Source organism: Desulfovibrio sp. ZJ746 (genome assembly GCF_011039155.1).
Taxonomy (GTDB): Bacteria; Desulfobacterota; Desulfovibrionia; order Desulfovibrionales; family Desulfovibrionaceae; genus Desulfovibrio.
Genome location: NZ_JAAKEK010000001.1, coordinates 417,451 through 432,731, shown reverse-complemented (window position 1 = coordinate 432,731; position 15,281 = coordinate 417,451). Strand labels below are relative to the sequence as shown.

The 15,281-nt window shown below is 62.7% G+C and carries 16 protein-coding genes; 12 read left to right on the top strand and 4 right to left on the bottom strand.

Features of this window, described 5'->3' with window-relative positions; all coding sequences use genetic code 11:
- Window positions 1–58: 58 nt before the first annotated feature.
- Window positions 59–949, bottom strand: a complete 891-nt coding sequence (locus G7Y54_RS01950) for a M23 family metallopeptidase (RefSeq protein ID WP_165076553.1) — start codon at window positions 947–949, stop codon at window positions 59–61.
- A 130-nt stretch (window positions 950–1,079) separates the two neighbouring features.
- Between G7Y54_RS01950 and G7Y54_RS01945 the strand changes: the two genes are divergently transcribed.
- Window positions 1,080–1,529 carry an SMI1/KNR4 family protein gene (locus G7Y54_RS01945; protein WP_165076550.1) on the top strand — a complete coding sequence of 150 codons (450 nt, stop codon included), beginning with the start codon at window positions 1,080–1,082 and terminating at the stop codon, window positions 1,527–1,529.
- Here G7Y54_RS01945 and G7Y54_RS01940 read toward each other — a convergent pair.
- Window positions 1,495–2,283, bottom strand: coding sequence for a tRNA 2-thiocytidine biosynthesis TtcA family protein (locus tag G7Y54_RS01940; protein WP_165076548.1), 789 nt, complete (start codon window positions 2,281–2,283; stop codon window positions 1,495–1,497). The two genes, G7Y54_RS01945 and G7Y54_RS01940, sit on opposite strands and share 35 nt — an antisense overlap.
- Window positions 2,284–2,465: 182 nt before the next feature.
- Here G7Y54_RS01940 and rpoZ point away from each other — a divergent pair, with 182 nt between their 5' ends.
- Together rpoZ and dnaJ are read left to right on the top strand one after the other, a co-directional pair.
- Window positions 2,466–2,729, top strand: coding sequence for a DNA-directed RNA polymerase subunit omega (gene rpoZ / locus G7Y54_RS01935; protein WP_165076545.1), 264 nt, complete (start codon window positions 2,466–2,468; stop codon window positions 2,727–2,729).
- A gap of 57 nt (window positions 2,730–2,786) precedes the next feature.
- Entirely contained in the window at window positions 2,787–3,899 is a 1,113-nt protein-coding gene (gene dnaJ, locus G7Y54_RS01930; RefSeq protein ID WP_165076542.1) for a molecular chaperone DnaJ, read from the top strand.
- 74 nt (window positions 3,900–3,973) lie between these two features.
- On the opposite strand, the gene G7Y54_RS01925 is transcribed toward dnaJ, so the two are convergent.
- Together G7Y54_RS01925 and wbaP are read right to left on the bottom strand one after the other, a co-directional pair.
- Entirely contained in the window at window positions 3,974–5,095 is a 1,122-nt protein-coding gene (locus tag G7Y54_RS01925) for a glycosyltransferase family 9 protein (protein ID WP_165076540.1), read from the bottom strand.
- Entirely contained in the window at window positions 5,095–6,495 is a 1,401-nt protein-coding gene (gene wbaP, locus G7Y54_RS01920; RefSeq protein ID WP_165076537.1) for an undecaprenyl-phosphate galactose phosphotransferase WbaP, read from the bottom strand. Before wbaP ends, G7Y54_RS01925 begins: the two co-directional genes overlap by 1 nt.
- Window positions 6,496–7,025: 530 nt before the next feature.
- Between wbaP and G7Y54_RS01915 the strand changes: the two genes are divergently transcribed.
- The 9 genes from G7Y54_RS01915 to G7Y54_RS01875 all read left to right on the top strand — a co-directional run bounded on the left by G7Y54_RS01915 (window position 7,026) and on the right by G7Y54_RS01875 (window position 15,065).
- On the top strand, window positions 7,026–9,188 hold the full coding sequence (locus tag G7Y54_RS01915) for a glycosyltransferase (RefSeq protein ID WP_165076534.1): 2,163 nt from the start codon (window positions 7,026–7,028) through the stop codon (window positions 9,186–9,188).
- A 12-nt stretch (window positions 9,189–9,200) separates the two neighbouring features.
- Window positions 9,201–9,452 carry an acyl carrier protein gene (locus G7Y54_RS01910; protein WP_165076531.1) on the top strand — a complete coding sequence of 84 codons (252 nt, stop codon included), beginning with the start codon at window positions 9,201–9,203 and terminating at the stop codon, window positions 9,450–9,452.
- Window positions 9,449–10,555, top strand: coding sequence for a 3-oxoacyl-[acyl-carrier-protein] synthase III C-terminal domain-containing protein (locus tag G7Y54_RS01905; RefSeq protein ID WP_165076527.1), 1,107 nt, complete (start codon window positions 9,449–9,451; stop codon window positions 10,553–10,555). Before G7Y54_RS01910 ends, G7Y54_RS01905 begins: the two co-directional genes overlap by 4 nt.
- A 14-nt stretch (window positions 10,556–10,569) precedes the next feature.
- Window positions 10,570–10,797: an acyl carrier protein gene (locus G7Y54_RS01900; protein ID WP_165076523.1), complete on the top strand. Its 228-nt coding sequence runs from the start codon at window positions 10,570–10,572 to the stop codon at window positions 10,795–10,797.
- On the top strand, window positions 10,798–11,904 hold the full coding sequence (locus tag G7Y54_RS01895) for a 3-oxoacyl-[acyl-carrier-protein] synthase III C-terminal domain-containing protein (RefSeq protein ID WP_165076520.1): 1,107 nt from the start codon (window positions 10,798–10,800) through the stop codon (window positions 11,902–11,904). It abuts the gene before it with no gap.
- A 3-nt stretch (window positions 11,905–11,907) separates the two neighbouring features.
- Window positions 11,908–12,678: an SDR family oxidoreductase gene (locus tag G7Y54_RS01890; protein ID WP_165076518.1), complete on the top strand. Its 771-nt coding sequence runs from the start codon at window positions 11,908–11,910 to the stop codon at window positions 12,676–12,678.
- Window positions 12,679–12,689: 11 nt separating this feature from the next.
- The gene (locus tag G7Y54_RS01885) at window positions 12,690–13,565 is read left to right on the top strand and encodes a hypothetical protein (RefSeq protein WP_165076515.1); all 876 of its coding nucleotides are present in this window, start codon (window positions 12,690–12,692) and stop codon (window positions 13,563–13,565) included.
- Between the two features lie 9 nt (window positions 13,566–13,574).
- Window positions 13,575–14,351 (top strand): alpha/beta hydrolase-fold protein, encoded by a 777-nt coding sequence (locus G7Y54_RS01880; protein ID WP_165076513.1) that lies wholly within the window; start codon window positions 13,575–13,577, stop codon window positions 14,349–14,351.
- Between the two features lie 66 nt (window positions 14,352–14,417).
- A complete protein-coding gene (locus tag G7Y54_RS01875) occupies window positions 14,418–15,065 on the top strand; it encodes a sugar O-acyltransferase (protein WP_165076511.1) in 648 nt (215 codons plus the stop codon).
- Window positions 15,066–15,281: the final 216 nt, after the last annotated feature.

Sequence of the window (15,281 nt, the reverse complement as noted above, 5' to 3'; positions counted from 1 at the left end):
TATAGGCGCGAGCGGGCTTGCGCGCAAGGAGGCGCGGCCGGGATTTTCCAACGGGGGCTTATTCGAGGATATAGCGCATGGGATTGACGGGCACGCCGTTGAGCCGCACCTCGTAATGCAGGTGGGGGCCGGTGGTGCGCCCTGTCATGCCGATATGCCCGAGCACCTCGCCGCGGCGTACCCATTGCCCCGGCTTGACCGTGGCCCTTTGCAGGTGGGCGTACTTGGTGACGATGCCGCCGCCGTGGTCGATCTCCACGCTGTTGCCGTAGGCGCCGTCGCGCCCGGCCATGATGACCGTGCCCTCGGCCGGGGCCACAACGGGCGTGCCCATGCGGTTGCTGATGTCGAGCCCTTTGTGGAACTGCCCGCCCCTGCCGAAGGGCGAGGTGCGCCCCCCGAAACTGGAGGACACGAAGCCCGTCACCGGCCAGATGGAGGGCATGGACGCGAGGATGGTGCGGTTTTCGCGCAGCGCGCGCAAAAGGTCCTGCTGGCGCACCTCCTCGAGGCGCGTGGCCTCGGAGAGCTGGCCCAGAAAGTCCTGCATCTTGCGCGCGGCGAGCTCCTGCCGGTGCAGGGGAAGATAGGTGCGCGAGAAATCGCCGGGGCCGTCGCCCACTTCGGCGGGCTCCTTCTCCATGTTCATCATGAGCCTGAGCTTGGAGTCAAAGCGCTGGATGCGCAAAAGGTCGCGGCTCACCTCGGTGATGCGCTCGGCGAGGTTCACGGTCTGGCGCCGCTGCTCCTCGGCAACGCGCTGGGCGGCGGCCAGGTCTTCCTCAAGGTGGCGCGCGTCGAGCCATTCCTTCCACAGCCAGATGTTGCAGCCCGCCACCGCGGCGACCAAAAGGCAGGCGAGGATGCCGAGCCAGCCGCGCAAATAGAGGTTGCGGCTGCCGCTGCGGCCTTCCTTGAAGATGACGATATGGTACTTGCCGAAAAGCATGGGAGGGCCAGTCTAGAAGGCGCCCGGCGCCCTGTCAATCACGCCCCGGCCGTCCCGCAGATGCTGACAGGATGCCCGCCAGCGTGTATGCTGGCGGGGCAGTTCTCACCCCCCCCACAGGAGGGACATCATGGCACAGGAAACCCCGAAACCGGGCAGCGCTGAAGAGGCCGGCAAGGAGGCGCTCGCCGCCTATCTCCCGGAATTTTATGCCGCCGTCGGCGAATTCCCCGACCTCAAGGCCGAGCCGGGCCTTTCGGACGACGACATCGCCGCCCTGGAGCAAAGGCTGGACTTCCGCCTGCCCGAGGGCCTCAAGCGGCTCGTCCGGCAATGCGCTGCCATCTCCATGAACGGCCTCTCGGTGCGCGCGGCGCACTTCGGGCCCATCGTCATGCCGAGCTCCGAGGCGCTCGTCATTGGCGAGCTCTACCTCCACAATCCCGGCGACCGGCTGCTCATGCTCCCCAATGACGAGACCGTCTATTATCTTGAGCAGCGCAACGGCGCCATCACCAAGCTCGCGGACTCGGTGGAAAACTTTTTCAACCAGACGCTGCCGCGCCACCTGTACGGCTAGTTCCGGCCTCCTCCCCTGCGGCGTCGCGCGTGAGCTGCCAGCGGGTGAGCCCGCGCAGGATGGATCGGCGCGCGTCCGGGATGTCTGCGGCGAGCGCGCGCAGGGAGGCCTCCATGGCGCTTCGGGCCGTATGCCCGGCCGAGGGGCAGGCATTGCGCCAGACAGGCAGCCCCCACTGCCTTGCCGCGGCGCTGACGTATTTCTTTTCCACGAGCAGGAGCGGCCGCACGAGCGTGAGCCCGCCCCCGAAAAAGCTCTCGCGCATGGCGAGGCCGTCCACGCGGCCGTTGCGGCAGAGGTTGAGAAAGAAGGTGGTCACGAGGTCGTCTGCCGTGTGGCCGAGGGCGAGATGGGTCAGCCGATAGTCGCGGCAGAGGTCGAAGAGCCGCTTGCGCCTGAGCCACGCGCAACGGAAGCAGGCCGAACGCTTGCGGTTGCGTTCGGAATGCGCCTCGGGGCCGTGGTCCGTCAGTTCGAGGTGCCCGGGGATGCCCTCGGCGGCGAGCCACGGCAAAAGCGCCGCATGGGCCGCGGGCTCGAAGCCCGGGTTGCAGTGGAGCGCCATGATCTCGAAACGGAAGGGCACGATGCCCTGGCGGATTTTCAGGGTCTTCAAGAGCACGAAGCTGTCCACCCCGCCGGAAACGGCCACGCCGATGCGGCAGCCGGGGCGCAGCATGCCGGCCTTCTGCATGGCAAGGCCTGTTGCCTTGACGCAGACCTCCTGGGCATAGGTTCGTTTTTCGCGTGCCATGGGGCTCCTGTGGGGGCTCTCCCGGGGGCTTTGACCTGCGCCGCGGCGCTTGACGGGCGCGCCGCCCTCGTCTAAAGTAGCGTGTTTCGGCCGCCGCACCATGCGCGGCCTTGGGCCGCCCCTTTACAACGCCGTGGGCGGCATTATTTTTCCGGCGCGATCCCGCCGCAAACGGAGGCAGCATGGCCCGCATCACCGTGGAAGATTGTCAGGAGCGCGTGGACAACCGTTTCCTGCTCGTGCAGATGGCCATCAAGCGCGTGCGCCAGTACCGCGAAGGCTACGAGCCCCTGCTGGACTCGCGCAACAAGGAAGTCGTCACCGCGCTGCGCGAGATAGCGGCCGGCAAGATCCTTCCCGACGACAAGTCGCTCTATACGCCGCTTCCGGCCGAGGGGGAAGCGCCCGCCGCCACTCACGGCGACGAGGCAACTTCCGGGAACTGACAGCCCGGATGACGGCGCGCCGGTGTCGCGCCGCCCGCAAGGACTGTACGCCAGATCATGACAGTACGCGATTATTACGAAGTGCTCAGCGTCTCGCGTGACGCCGGCACCGAGGAGATCCGCCACGCCTACCGCAAGCTCGCCATGCGCTACCACCCGGACAGGAACCCGGGCGACGCCGACGCAGAGGTGAAGTTCCGCGAAGCGGCCGAGGCGTATGAGGTGCTCCGCGACCCGGAAAAACGCGCCCGCTATGACCGCTTCGGCCATGCCGGCGTCCAGGGCAGCGGCGCCGGCGGCTTCGGCAATGCCGAAGACATCTTCGCCCATTTCAGCGACATCTTTGGCGACCTGTTCGGTTTCGCGGGGGGCGCCCGCGGCTCCCGCGCACAGGCCGGCGCCGACCTGCGCTACAACCTGACCATCAGCTTCGCCCAGGCCGCACACGGCGACGAGATCAGCCTTTCCGTGCCGCACCATGTGGAATGCCCCGACTGCAAGGGCAGCGGCGCGGCCCCGGGCACCAGGCCGGAAACCTGCCCCCAGTGCCACGGCACGGGCCAGGTGCGCCGCAACCAGGGCTTTTTCCAGCTCGCCATGCCCTGCACCGCCTGCGGCGGCACCGGGCGCATCATCAAGAAGCCCTGCCCCCGCTGCAAGGGCGAAGGCCGCGTGGAGGACGAGCACGAGATCCGGGTGCGCATCCCCGCCGGCGTGGACAACGGCACGCGCCTTCGGGTGCGCGGCGAGGGCGAGGCCGGCGTGCATGGAGGCCCCCCCGGCGACCTCTATGTGGTGCTCACCGTCGAGCAGGACGCCCGCTGGGAACGCCGCGGGCAGGACCTCATCTTCACGCAGGAGCTCAGCTTCGTGCAGGCCGCCCTCGGCTGCCGGGTGGAGGTGCCGGGCATTGATGGCCCCCTGGGCATGGACATCCCCAAGGGCGTGCAGTCCGGCGCGCTTTTGCGCCTCGCGGGCCAGGGCATGCCATGGCCCGGCCGCAAGCAGCGCGGCGACCTGCTCGTGTCCGTCAAGGTGGTTACGCCCACGCGCCTGAGCGCCCGACAGGAGGAGCTTTTGCGCGAATTTGAACGTGCCGGCGAGGAAACGCCCTTCGCCAAGGTCAAGAACGCGGCCAGGAAGATCGGCAAGGCCATGGGCCTCGACTGAGCCGGCGGCGAACATTCTGCGAAATCATGAAGAACGGCGCCCGCATCGTGTGGTGGGGCGCCGTTCCTGCTTTCTCAAAGCGCGTCCAGTGAAGCGAGCGCCGCGAGCACCTCTTCCACCGAGAGGTGCACAAGGGCCGGCTCCGCCCCCGGCGGATACTCGAATCCCAGGTCGAGATAGGCCCGCTGCCCCCTTGACGGCAAAAGGCTCACGCAGCGCGGCCCCACGGGCCCCCAGCGGCGCGGATTGGTGGCGCCGTGCAGCCCCACGGTGGGCGCTCCCGTGAGGGCGGCGAGGTGCATGATGCCGGTGTTCACCGAAACCGCGGCGTCGGCCCGCGCCAAGAGCCACGCGAGGTCCGGCAGGGTGGTGCGGCCGGCGAGGGAGTGGACATGCTCCTCCCCGGCCAGTTCCTCGCGGAGAAAGGCGGCGTTGCGCCCGATGTCGGCCGCGCTCCCGGTGAGCCAGACGCTGAAGCCCCGCGCCGTGAGCTCGCGCGCGAGGCGCGCCCAGTGCGCCGCGGGCCACTCCTTGAGATAGCACTTGTAGCCGGCCGGCCACATGTGCAGGAAGGCGTGGCGCCGCCCGTCGGCCATCTCCGCCGCCAGCGCCGGCACAGTGTCGGGCAGGCAGAGGACGGGCTCGGCGGAAAATTCCGGCCAGAGGGCCCTGCCGAGCGCGAGAAAATTCTCCTTTTCATGCTGCTCGCCGCTGTGCGTGGCCACATGGTCATAGCCCAGGCCCCGCCATTGCCCGGCCGTGGAAAAACCCACGGTGAGGCGGGCCCCCGACAGGTTGGAGACAATGGCGCCAAGCCGCGCCCACTGGGTGCTGTCGAAAAGGAGGTCATAGCGGCGCCCGCGCAGGTGGCGCACAATGGCGCCCACGTGGCGCACGTTGAACACGGCCACGGCGTCGGTATCGCCGATGAGCGGCACGGTTTCGGCGTTGCCGGTGGAAACGATGAGCTCGAGCTCCGCGCCGGGCAGTTGGCGCCTGAGGCCGCGAAGCAGCCCGGAAAGCAGGAGCAGGTCGCCGATGGCGCCGAGGCAGATGATGCCCACGCGCCTGGCATCGGAGGCCGCGCAGGAGCGGGGGCGCCCCGCCGCGCGCGCCGCCGCCGTCACCGCCGCCAGGGGGATGCCGGCATACCAGTCCAGCTGGCGCAGGAACCTGTTGCCGCGCTCGCCCGCCATCAATAGGCACCGTAGCCCGTGAGGACCACCGGGACAGTTTTCGCCAGTATCCAGAGATCCATCCAGACCGACCAGTTATTGATGTAGTAGTGGTCAAAGGCCACGCGCTCGGCATACGTCGTGTTGTTGCGGCCCGAGATCTGCCACAGGCCTGTCACACCCGGGCGCACCCTGCGGTATTCGTCATAGACCGGGCCGTACTTTTTCACCTCGGCGCCCACGATGGGCCGCGGGCCCACCAGGCTCATGTCGCCCATGGCCACATTGAGCAGCTGGGGCAGCTCGTCGAGGCTGGTCTTGCGCAGGAAGCGGCCCATGCGGGTGATGCGCGGGTCATGCTTCAGCTTGTGGTCGCGCTCCCATTCGGCCTTGAGTTCCGGGTCTCGTGCGAGCCATTCCTTGAGCTTCGCGTCCGCATCCGCCACCATGGTGCGGAATTTATAGACATGCATGAGCCGCCCGTCCCTGCCGAGGCGCGTCTGGCTGTAGAGCGGGGAGCCTGGGCTGTCCAGCCGGATGAGGAGCGCGAGCACCAGGCCCAGCGGCACCACCAGCGGCGCGAGCAGGATGCAGAACAGGATGTCGATGGCCCGCTTGACGGCGAGACGGCGCCAGTCATGCAGGTTCTGGGTGAGGAGGAGCATGGTCACGCCGCTCAGCTCGCAGGGGGTGAGCCAATAGCGGCGAAAGCCCGCCGAGAGATCCGGCACCACGAGGACCTTGGCAAAATGGCGGCTCGCCGCCGTGACATAGTCCGCCGAGGGCCGTTCCCCGGCCCCGTGCATGAGCAGGGCGACGCCGCCCGGCCAGCTCCGGGCCGCGGCGGCAAGCAGCGCATCCACCTGCCCCGGGTCCCCGTGCAGGTCGAGCATGGCGACCGGGCGCAGGCCATGTTGCGGGTGGCGCCGCAAATAGTGCCAGAGGCGCTTGGCGGGGGCGCCGCTGCCAAGGATGAGGAGCGGACTGCTCCACCACGGCAGGCGCGAAAAAATACGGATGCACACCGCCCGCAGCAAGGGCAGCGTCACCAGGGTGACGCCCCAGCCGCCGAAAATGACGAGCCGCGAGTACAGGTCGCCTGTCTTGGAAAGAAAGAGCACCAGCAGGATGAGGGCGTAGACCAGGGTGACAAAGAGGAAGACGGCCTTCATCTCCCGGTGCGGGGGCAGGCTGATGCTCCGGTAAAGGCCGAGGGAGCTCCCGAGGAAGGGCGCCACCAAAAGCAAGGGGAAGACCCAGTGGTAGAGGGCCGGGTCCAGCCCTCCAAAGGCCGCGCGCCCCAGCAGCAGGGCGAGCATGGTGCCCAGAAAGGCCACCAGGTCTGACAGGGCGAGCACCACCGAGCGCACCGGCAGGCCGGCACGCTGCATGATGACAGGAAGCTGGGAGATCCGTCGCATGGCTGCCCTTGGCAAAGATTGTGCGGCTGCCCGCCCCCGGGACAGTCCCGGGCGCGGCCGCAGCACTCCCCGGCATGGGCCAGCCCCTGCCGTACGTTTTTGCGGAATGCGCGAGGGCCACTATATCAAAGCGCGCCCCGAGCGCAAGCCCGCCACGGGGCGGCGGCATGCGCGGGCCGCCGCCGTCCCGCGAAACGGTGGTGGGGCTCCGCCCTTTCTCACCACAGGCGTGCGCCATGCGGCGCCCGCGGCGACCATGGCAATGGGGCGCAGGCTTTCCGCAATGGCCGGGCGCACACTGCCTCACGCCTGCCTGCGCAGGGGCCTTTACGCCGCGTGCAGGCCCCGTGCGCCGGGGCTGCCGAAAGCGTGCCCTGCCCCAAAACCGGGCTTGCCCGCAAAGAGGCTTCGCACTGCCCGCTCACACGGGGCATCTCCTGGGAGAGCGCGGCTTTCCCCAGATACATTGACGCTTTGGAAATTTTCTAGTATTTTTTTAAAAATTTTCTGCCGTGTGCCTTCAGCCGTGGATGCGGATCTCTTGTGCCGGTGCCAGAAACAAATCATCCCGCTGGGAGCACTTCTTCCAAACCTGCCTTGCCAAATCCCTTCACCTTTCTGCGCCCCGGCGGCAGTGCGGACATGGGGCGCTCCACACCCAGGCATTGGTGTACAGTGAAATGAGCACGCTCTACCTCGTCCAGGACCTCAGCTCCTCCGCCCTGTGGCTCCACGCCACGTTTCACGCCAACAAAGAACGCCTGGCAGCCCAGGGGCTTGAACTCGGCCCTTTTAATCCCTGGACATGTCGGCTTGTGCCGACCCATGATTTTATCTGGCGCCCCCATGAAAAGGCTGCCTCGCTCTCGCCAACGATGAGGAAGCGGCTGGCGCAGATAGACGGCCAGCTAGCCGGCGGCAAGGATGTCCTCCTTTTTGGCGCGAGCCCCTTCCTTGAGCGCCATGATGGCTTCCATCGCATCCTGCACGAATATACCGATATCGGTACGTACGCCATCAAGACACTGCTCATCCTCGGGCGCCCCCTGCTCTCCCTGGAACAGCGCTACCGGGAATCACTCGTTCTCGAGCCCGGGCGCGGCGAGAGATTCATGGCGGCCTATGGCAGCCTGCATGGCGTCCTGCTTCATGCGCGCGCGGCATATGGCGCAGACAATGTCCAGCTCCTTGCAAACCTGCAGGAGGACCCGCAAACCATTGCTGTGCCGGAACTTGCCGGGCAGGTCTATGCCTTCCTCCGGCGTGAGCCCGGCGACACACGGGATTGGCCCATGCTCCATCCGCTCTGCTTCAGCTCACAGGCGGCCCGGGTGCTGTGCGGGGCGGCGGAAGTGCGCAGAAATTCCTGGCCTCCCCTGGACGAGGGGACCTTCGGCAAAACATTGCTCCAGCAGGACACGATATGGGGCACAGATGTTGCAAGTCCCTTGGCGTTGCGCAAAAAATTCCAGCAGGAAAGTTCCGGGGACCGCGCTCTGCTGGAAAAGGAACTGGGGCTGGCAGCTGGGGCACTGGATGCCCCCCAATGGCTCCGGGAAGGCCTGCAGGCAGAGCCCGATACGCCCCTTGCCCCGGAACGGCTGGAGAGCTTCATCGCCCAGCTGCCCGCTGCTGTGGCCAGCGCCTTGCGCACCCGGTATACGAATGATGCGCCCATCCTCACCCAAGTCCAGCGGCAATTGCTTGCAGGGCTGGGTGAAGGGGAAGCGGGCGGCATAGGGCATATAGGAGAACCCCAGCAGCCCGTTGAGCTGACAGTGCTCACCATGACCTATAATCATGAGGAGTACATTGAAGATTGCCTGAAAAGTGTATTGGCCCAGCAGACGGAGTTTCCCGTCCGCCATATCGTGCTTGACCATTGTTCAAGCGACGCGACGCCGTCAATTCTAAGTGAATATGCGAAGAAGCATCCTTCCATACAGCCGGTGCTGTTGTCCCGGCGCGAGCCCCAGGAGAATGTGCGCGGCCTGTTCATGCGGTGCAGAACGAAGTATGCCGCGCTCTGCGACGGGGATGACTTCTTTTCCGATATGCGCAAGCTCCAGAAGCAGGTCGAGTATCTGGAGACCCACGAAAATTGCGCGCTCTGCTTTCACCCGGTGTATGTCCTCTTTGAAGACGGGCATCAGCCTTTCATCTTTCCCCCGCTTTCCCAGCTTCCGCGCCGCAGCAATGCAGAATTTTATCTTGCGGACCTCACCAAGGGGAACTTTATCCAGACGAATTCCGTCATGTACCGATGGCGATTTACCGAGGGGCTGCCATCCTGGTTCAGGTATGATATCTGCCCGGCGGACTGGTATTGGCATATGCTCCATGCCGAAAAAGGGCGTATCGGCTTCCTGCCGGAAGTGATGGGCGTGTACCGCAGGCATGGGAACGCCATGTATGCAAAATCCTTCGTGGATCCGCTCGCGCACTGGCGCATCCACGGCATGGGGGAGCTCCATGCATTGAAGGCCTATAACGACCATTTCAATAACAGATATTTTCGCAATTTTTCCTCGCTTGCGGAACATATCTTTGTCGCCTACCTCAAAATCGCTGCCGAGGAAGGGGATTCTTCATTTCTGGACCAGGCAAGCGAAGCATATCCGCAATTCGCGCTGGAATTTTTTCGGAACACCAATAAACTTAGGAATCTCGCCCCGGCGGGGACGCAAACATAAGAGGACGGCGTGATGGAAGAACAGATATTGAAAATACTGAAAGACATCCAGCCGGGTTTTGACTTTGAGGAAGATGTCGATTTTGTGGAAAACGGCTACCTTGACAGTTTTGACGTGGTCACGCTTGTGGCGGAACTGGAGAGCACTTTTTCCGTGGTCATTTCCGCCCTCGAGATCGTGCCGGAAAATTTCAGCTCGGTGAAAAATATCTCTGCCCTTGTCCGGCGCAGCCCCAAAAGCAGCAAGAGGGCGGAACGGGAATGAAGGCAACCATCCATGGTGTCAGGCTCCGCGGCATCTGTGCCATTGTGCCCCGGCAGGTCTACAAGTTTGAGGACGAGCTCAAGGAGTTTCCCTTTCCGGAAAAAAGTTCCCAGCGCCTCGGCCGCGTGATGGGCTTCAAGGAGCACCGTATTGCCGACGCGGCAACGACGCCGTGCGACCTCGCGTCCTTCACCATGAACCATCTTTTCGAGAGGGGCTGGCTGCACAAGGACAAGGTGCAGGGCATCATCGTTGTCGCGCAAATGGGGGACCACCCCCTCCCGGGCAACAGCAAGGTCATCCATGGCCAGCTTGGCTTGCCACAGGATGTCTATTGCGCCGATATGTATGAAAACTGCATCGGCTTTATTTCAGGCCTGTACGCCGCGTGCTGCCAGGTGGCCTCGGGCGCCATGGACGAGGTTGTGCTCATCGTCACGGACGGCGGCTCATGCCGCGCCAACAAGCAGGACAGGAACACCTACCCTCTTTGCGGCGATGCCGCGGGCGTCGCGGTCATCTGCAAAAGCGACGACCCGGAGGACACCATCCATTTCGTGTTTCGCAATGACGGCAGCCGCCGCGATGCGCTCATTGTGCCCGCCGGGGGCTGCCGCATGCCGGCCACCGCAGAAACGGCCGTGCCGGCCCGTGACGAGATGGGGAATTTCCGCTCCCTCAACGACATGCACATGGACGGCACCGCCGTGTTCCAGTTCGTCATGGAAAGCGTGCCCCCGCTGGTGGAAGAGGTGTGCGCCTATGCGGGCGTGGAAAAGAAGGCGCTTCAATACCATCTCACCCACCAGCCCAACCGTTTCATGCTCCAGAAACTTGCGGATCTCATGAACGTGCCGCGCGAAATTCTTTTCAACAACATCGTGGAGAATTTTGGCAATTCCTCCTGCTCGACCATTCCTGTCAACGTGGCGTTCAACCTCGGCTCACGCCTGTTGACCGAAAAGTTCCTTGTCTGCTTTTCGGCATTCGGGGCCGGACTGTCCCTGGCTGCCGCCATCTGTCGCCTGGGCGGAATGGACTTCTGCGAATTGATCGAACATCCCGGCAACGGCTGCATCACTCCTGCCGCAACGAACATCTGAACGAGGGATTCTCTATGGACACCAAGGAAAAGCTGGCCCTGCTCGAAGACATCATGGAGCTTGACGAAGGCACCCTCACCCCTGAAACCAGGCTTGACGATCTGGACGAATGGGATTCGCTCTCGGCGCTGTCCTTCGTGGTCATGCTGGGCGACGAATTCAACCGCAAGATCAGTGGGCAGGAAGTCCGGGCTTTTGAACGCATCCAGGACATGCTCGCCGTCATGGCACCAGAGGCATAGATGGCCATCCTGCATTTTGACAATGTGGGCATCGCCGCGCTTACATGCGCAGTCCCGGAGTTTACACAGTGTGTGAATGAAGACCCGGGCCTCGAGCATGCCGCCTATGTCAGAAGCTTTGTCAAAAAAATCGGCATCCGGCAACGGCAGGTCTCGCTCATCGAACAAACGACCACCGATCTTGGCCATGCCGCAGTGGAAAGGGCTCTTGCTATTGCGGGATGGGAAGCCAACAGCCTGGATGCCCTGATCTATCTTTCACAGATGCCGGATTTCAATCCCGGAACGGGCAATGCCTTCGTGATGCACAAGCGCCTCGGGCTGCCTGCTGCCTGCATGGCGTTTGACATCACGCTGGGTTGCTCCAGCTTCCCCTACGGGCTCGCGGTGTGCGCGTCGCTTTTGCAGCAGGCGCATATCAACAGGGTCGCCATGATTTCCGGGGACAATGTCTGGTCCTGCGTGCCGTACAAAGAGGTGCTACTCGAGGAGAGCGTCTTCCTTTTTGGAGAGGGCACAACAGCGCTGCTGCTGGAAAACCGGGACAATTCCCCCATAGACCTGTCCCTTTTGAGCGACGGCTCAGGCTATGAATATCTGTTCAACCCCTCGGCCGGCTCCAGGAACAACTGGCGCAAGGGCAAAACCCTGCGCCTTTCCAACGGGCAGCAGATCACCGTTCCGCCACCCAAGGGAAACCAGTATATGGATGGCCCTGAGATCACGGCTTTTTCTACCACCACTGTGGTGGATGCCATCAAGGAGTTTCTCGAGCGCACCGGCAGGCCCATCAGCAGCTATGACGGACTTGTCCTGCACCAGGCCAACAGGCAGATCGTCAGGACGATAGCCAAAAGGGTGGGCGCGGATGAAGCGCAGGTGCCCCTTTCGCTGGACCGTTATGCCAATACCAGCGGCGCATCGGTGCCCCTCACCATTGCCGATGCCTACGGCGGCCGGAGCGCGGGGATGCTCTCGCTGCTGGCATGCGCCTATGGCATCGGCCTCTCCTGGGGCATTGCGAGTTTCGACATTGACGCCTCGGTCATCCAGCCTATCTTCAGGACGGACCGCCGTTTTGACGAAGGCTATATCACAAGGGACTGACAGATGCCCACCTCCTCCCATTGCAATGGCGAACTGGCCGGCAAGACCTTCCTCGTGGCGGGCGCCACATCGGGCATAGGCAAGAGCGTCGCGCAGCTGCTGGCAGACGCCGGCGCCCATGTCGTCCTCATGGCCCGCACGGAGCAGGCTCTTCAGGATGTAAAAGCCACACTGGCCCCGGCCACGCACGAGGCTGTGCCCTTTGACGCGACCCAACTGGAAACCGTGGGGCCCCTTGTTGAAGAGCTGAAACAACGGCTGGGTGTCATTGACGGGCTGGTATGGTGCGTGGGCCTTGGCAGGACGGGGCGCCTGCGCGATCTCGAGATCGCCGACATGTTCCAGGCGATGAACGGCAGTTGCTTCGCATTTCTGGAGATGGTCAAGGCCCTGATGAAGGGCAAGCCCAAGCAGCAGCCCTTGCGCATTGTGGCCATTTCTTCCCTGGCGAGTACGGAATTCCAAAAATACCTGACGCTTTACGCCGCTTCCAAAGCCGCCCTTGAGGCTTCCGTGCGCTGCCTTGCCGCGGAGCTCGGGCCCCGCAATGTCAGGGTCAACGCCGTCAGGCCGGCATTCGTGGATACACCGCGCCTTGCTGGCCTCAACGAGATCACCGGAAGCGTTGAGGAATCCCTGAAAAGCAGCGGGTACCAGCCGCTCGGGCTCGTCACCCCTGAAGAGGTGGCAAAGGTGGTTCTCTTCCTGCTGGGGGATGCCGCGCAGCACATCAACGGGGTCAGCTGGGCTGTCAACGGCGGAGCGGCCTGCTAAAAGGAATGACTGTGGAACGCGCCAACGATAAAAACTTTTTTGCAGCCTGCGATGCGCTAAAACAAAAGACACCCTTCCGTGTCAGCAATCTTTTTTTGGATAATCGCCAGGTCTGCAAAAAAATTGAGAACAGCGAGTGCTTTTTTCTCCAGTCCGGGCAATCGCTGTTTCTTCTCACGCCCTCTCATGGGGTGATGCACACCTTGTATTTTCTCTCCGCAAGCCCGGAGGCCCTCACAGCAGACCTGCCGGCACTCCTCGCCGGCCGAAACCCGGGCTGTCCCATCCGCACCTCCGTCATCGGCCGGGAAGAAAGGTGCCGTCCCGTCGTCGCTGCACTGGAGAAGAACGGCTTTACGACGAGAAATACATTGTTGCGCATGCTAATCCCCTGGCCCACTGGAAAAATCCTGGAAGGCATGCGGCTTCTTGCTGCGGATTATCTTGAGATGGCCACATTCGCACGGGAGCAGGACGCAGAGGCGGTCCGTGACCTTATCCATGAAGAGTTTGATATCGTCAAAAACAATATACCCGAGCTTGATGAAATCAAGGAAACTATTAACAAAAATAATGTAACGATTATTCGCATGGACGGTGTAATCGCAGCTATGCATTATTTTCATCTGGAAAACGGGATCTTGCACGGCTATTTTGATATAACGCGCAAAAGTTTTCGGGGTGGTAACGGCCTGATGTTTGCGTTGAATATATTTGAGCTCGACTATTTTAAGCGGGAAGGAATAAAAATCAACCGCTACTACGGATGGCGTGACGCCTCTAAAACGAGGCTTATCAAAAGTTCCAGCAAAACCAAGGCAGTGCATGACGGCATCGCCATTCATAACCTGCTTTGGGGTGACGAACAGGGTAAAGATTCTGTGTAGGCTGCCCCCATGATACGCTTGCGCCTTACCTTTCCATCCACAACGCTGCTTCGTCCCGTGGAAGTCGATATCGCCCTGCCGGGCGGCTTCACCAGCGTCCGGCCACCCTTTAAATGTCTCTGGGCACTCCATTGCGCCATGGAGAACGGCAGTTTTTTTCTGGACACCCTTGGCCTGGGCGAATGGGCGGCCAGGGAGGGTTTTGCTGTGGTTGCCCCGAGCCTCGGCAATGGCTATTTCATCAATTCAGCGTATGAGCAGCAGGCCGACTTCCTGCAGGAGCTCCTGCTCTCCCTGCCGGAGGCAGTGGCGCTTTCACGCGAGCGGGCTGAAAACGCTGTATTGGGCATTTCCATGGGCGGCTTCGGGGCCTTGCGCTGGGCATTGCAAAGCCGCGCCTTCGGCAGTGCAACGGCCATTTCCGGCGTTTTTGACTGCCACATCCCCCCGGATGACCGGCTTTTCACCAATCGCCAGCAGCGCGCACTGCATTGCGCCCTGAACAAGACCATGCGGAAGATGCTTCTTGATGCGGCGGGCGCGACAAAAAATGATGCGGATTTCGCTTCTCTTTTTGCGCAGGGGCAGGGGGAGCTGCCAAAAGTCCACCTGTTCTGCGGCGAGGAAGATTGGCTGAGCCTGCCGCAAACGCGCGCCATGGCGGAGCTCTGCCACCGCCATGACTGTCCGGCAAGCCTGGATATCAGTCCGGGAGGCCATGATCCTGAGTATTGGCGGAGCATTCTCCCGACGGCGGTTTCCCATCTGTTCACTGCCGGCCATTGAAAGACGGGGTCACTCTCCGAAAAACGCGCCCCGCACGGTGCAAAAGACTCTTGCACTGGAGAAGTCATGAAGGACCTGTACATCGTAGGAGCCGGAGGCTGCGGCCGTGAAACCCTCGTCCTGCTCCAGGATATAAACCGTATCCAGGGGCCGCAATGGAGTATCCGCGGTTTTCTGGACGATACGGAAGATCCCTTGCATGGCAAGGCATGTGACGTGGGGGTGGCCGGCTCCATACAGGACTATTCCCCGCGCCCCAATGATGTGCTCGTCATGGCTGTGGCCAACCCGGCAGACAAAAAAATGCTGGCGCAAATGCTCAAGGGGCGGGGTGCGCACTTTGTGTCCGCCATCCATCCGTATGCCAACATGGGCCAGCACTGCACCATCGGCGAAGGGATTCTGGTCCAGGCCGGCTTTGGCATGACAGTCAATGTGAACGTCGGTTCCTTTGTGACGCTTTTGAGCGCCTGTGTGGGACACGATGTTTCCATCGGCGACTATACGACCATCTCCTCCCACTGTAATATATCAGGCAATGTCGCCATCGGCGATGAAGTCTTCATGGGCGGCAATGTGGCCGTGGCGCCGCGCACGAGCATAGGCAGCCAATCGTATCTCTGCATGGGCAGTGTGGTGCTGAAGGATGTCTCCCCGGGTGTGAAGGTCTTGGGGAATCCGGCTCGGGAAATCGGCATGGCAGCAGCACACTGACGGCGAGGCTGCCGAGGCAGCCAATTGTGTATTGTGTGTGCAGGGGCCGCATTCAGGAAGAAAGCAACAGCGCTGGCATAGCTCAAGCTCCACCATGGAAATATTCCCGACGCCCATAGTGAACAAAAAACTTATGCCCGCAGCACAGCCACTAAACAGGCGCGCTGATATTCTTTGCGCCAGGCCTGGCGTCAGGCAAGTATCGGCATTCGGGAT

Bases quoted from the DNA above. Each gene is read 5' to 3' on its own strand.
- rpoZ (WP_165076545.1), top strand. From the start codon at position 2,466: ATGGCCCGCATCACCGTGGAAGATTGTCAGGAGCGCGTGGACAACCGT.
- wbaP (WP_165076537.1), bottom strand. From the start codon at position 6,495: ATGCGACGGATCTCCCAGCTTCCTGTCATCATGCAGCGTGCCGGCCTG.
- G7Y54_RS01875 (WP_165076511.1), top strand. From the start codon at position 14,418: ATGAAGGACCTGTACATCGTAGGAGCCGGAGGCTGCGGCCGTGAAACC.
- G7Y54_RS01915 (WP_165076534.1), top strand. From the start codon at position 7,026: ATGCGGATCTCTTGTGCCGGTGCCAGAAACAAATCATCCCGCTGGGAG.
- G7Y54_RS01890 (WP_165076518.1), top strand. From the start codon at position 11,908: ATGCCCACCTCCTCCCATTGCAATGGCGAACTGGCCGGCAAGACCTTC.
- G7Y54_RS01900 (WP_165076523.1), top strand. From the start codon at position 10,570: ATGGACACCAAGGAAAAGCTGGCCCTGCTCGAAGACATCATGGAGCTT.
- dnaJ (WP_165076542.1), top strand. From the start codon at position 2,787: ATGACAGTACGCGATTATTACGAAGTGCTCAGCGTCTCGCGTGACGCC.
- G7Y54_RS01895 (WP_165076520.1), top strand. From the start codon at position 10,798: ATGGCCATCCTGCATTTTGACAATGTGGGCATCGCCGCGCTTACATGC.
- G7Y54_RS01910 (WP_165076531.1), top strand. From the start codon at position 9,201: ATGGAAGAACAGATATTGAAAATACTGAAAGACATCCAGCCGGGTTTT.
- G7Y54_RS01905 (WP_165076527.1), top strand. From the start codon at position 9,449: ATGAAGGCAACCATCCATGGTGTCAGGCTCCGCGGCATCTGTGCCATT.
- G7Y54_RS01945 (WP_165076550.1), top strand. From the start codon at position 1,080: ATGGCACAGGAAACCCCGAAACCGGGCAGCGCTGAAGAGGCCGGCAAG.
- G7Y54_RS01950 (WP_165076553.1), bottom strand. From the start codon at position 949: ATGCTTTTCGGCAAGTACCATATCGTCATCTTCAAGGAAGGCCGCAGC.
- G7Y54_RS01925 (WP_165076540.1), bottom strand. From the start codon at position 5,095: ATGGCGGGCGAGCGCGGCAACAGGTTCCTGCGCCAGCTGGACTGGTAT.
- G7Y54_RS01880 (WP_165076513.1), top strand. From the start codon at position 13,575: ATGATACGCTTGCGCCTTACCTTTCCATCCACAACGCTGCTTCGTCCC.
- G7Y54_RS01940 (WP_165076548.1), bottom strand. From the start codon at position 2,283: ATGGCACGCGAAAAACGAACCTATGCCCAGGAGGTCTGCGTCAAGGCA.